The 1,083-nt window shown below is 54.5% G+C and carries 1 protein-coding gene; it reads right to left on the reverse strand.

The features are described 5' to 3' along the window. Positions 1 to 991, reverse strand: a 991-nt coding sequence (locus APA10_RS11950) for an IS481 family transposase (protein WP_035367804.1), incomplete at its 3' end; no start/stop codon positions are given. Between the last annotated feature and the right edge of the window lie 92 nt (positions 992 to 1,083).

Here is a 1,083-nt window from a genome sequence, read left to right on the forward strand (position 1 = left end):
TGTCAGGTTGTGAGACGTCATTGGCGTAATCAAGGATTTCGTCGACCTGTTTCATGATGTCACGACCAGCCGGTTTGATATAGTCTTGATTACGTGACGCGGGATGTTTTTCAAGCCATGAGATGATGCATTGGGCGGGAGCGATGCCGCCCAGAACACGCTGCGGGCGATGATTGTAGGCGAAACAGAAGCCTCTGAGCAGAATTTCCAGATCTTCATGGTTTGAGACACAGACCTGCAGTACTTCTGTAGCGACACGGCCATTGAAGCGTTCCACCATTCCATTGGTCTGAGGGGAGTAAGCCTTGGTCCGGCGTCGGTCGATTCCCATGTCATGACAGGCTTTTTCGAAGGCGTCCGCTGTAAAGCAGGAGCCACGATCGGTCAGGATATGGGTGATCCGGAAAGGAAAGGCCGATTTGACGGCATTGAGGAAATCAACGGAATTATCCGCATTTTCCGCGTCATAAACAGCCAGGTGCACTGAACGGGAACAGCGATCGATGGCGACATACAGAAAACGTTTCCGCCGGTCCCCATCTGCTGTCTGTAATTTTGGCAGATGTTTCACATCGATATGGACATAACCGGGATCGTAATCGCGGAACTTTCCCTGTCCCCGAACTGGTCCGGCCTTTGGAACAGGAGGCAGCCTGTTCAATCCGGCGTCTTTCAGTATCCGCCAGATATTGTCCCGGTTCAGATGCGGCAGGAAATGCCGTAAGACAAAGGTCAGATCATCCAGACCAAAACCGGTAGAACGCCGAAGCTGACAGACAATGGCGCGCTCCTCCTCCGAGGCTTTCCAGGCCAGCCTCCAGGGACGGCTGCTGCGGTCCTGACAGGCGTCCGAACCACGCCTGCGCCACTTGCGGACTGTTTCATCGCTGATCCCGTAGCGTCTGGCGAGCACGGATGTCGGTTCTGACGAACGAGCTATCTCAGCCCGGACAGCCGGTGTCGTGCGTGCCTGTGGGTGGATCTGAAGCATCATTCGGTCTCCCTGCAAACGGAAGAAAACAACGAAGCATAACGCGGTATCGCCCACGCTACATCATCCCAATGACGTCTCACAACCTGACA

This window comes from Acetobacter pasteurianus subsp. pasteurianus LMG 1262 = NBRC 106471 (genome assembly GCF_000285275.1).
Lineage (GTDB): Bacteria > Pseudomonadota > Alphaproteobacteria > Acetobacterales > Acetobacteraceae > Acetobacter > Acetobacter pasteurianus.